Source organism: Falsihalocynthiibacter sp. S25ZX9, assembly GCF_041205405.1.
Classification (GTDB): domain Bacteria; phylum Pseudomonadota; class Alphaproteobacteria; order Rhodobacterales; family Rhodobacteraceae; genus Falsihalocynthiibacter; species Falsihalocynthiibacter arcticus.
In genome coordinates this window covers 1-386 of the sequence record NZ_JBGFCD010000088.1, presented here as the reverse complement: position 1 = coordinate 386, position 386 = coordinate 1, and the positions used below count along the sequence as shown (strand labels likewise).

At 53.1% G+C, this 386-nt stretch carries 1 protein-coding gene; it reads left to right on the top strand.

The features are described from left to right. A partial coding sequence (locus AB9F29_RS21400; RefSeq protein ID WP_369757190.1) for a cobaltochelatase subunit CobN occupies nucleotides 1–386 on the top strand: 386 nt, incomplete at both ends.

The following is a 386-nucleotide window of genomic DNA, read 5'->3' as shown; positions in this document are numbered from 1 at the left end:
AATCCTGTAAATCGGTTGGTGAAATCCCTTCTGCGCCAAGGGCTAAACCCACTGCCGATCTTCGTGGCCTCCCTCAAAGATCCAGTTTCCGTGGAAACCCTTGAGTATTTATTCACCAAAGCGACACCAAGTGTTATTTTGAACGCGACCTCCTTTGCCACAGGATCGCCACAAGAAGGAGAGCATTCCAACGGGGCATCGAACCCCCTTGTAATGCCTGCTGCAAATGCCTCGCCCGTTTTCCAAGTGGTGTTCTCAGCCAGCTCAGAAGCGGCTTGGAGTGAGGGAATGTTTGGTCTCGCCGCACGCGATATCGCAATGAATGTCGCGCTTCCAGAAGTGGATGGACGCATTTTGAGCCGCGCTGTCAGTTTCAAGGGCGAAGC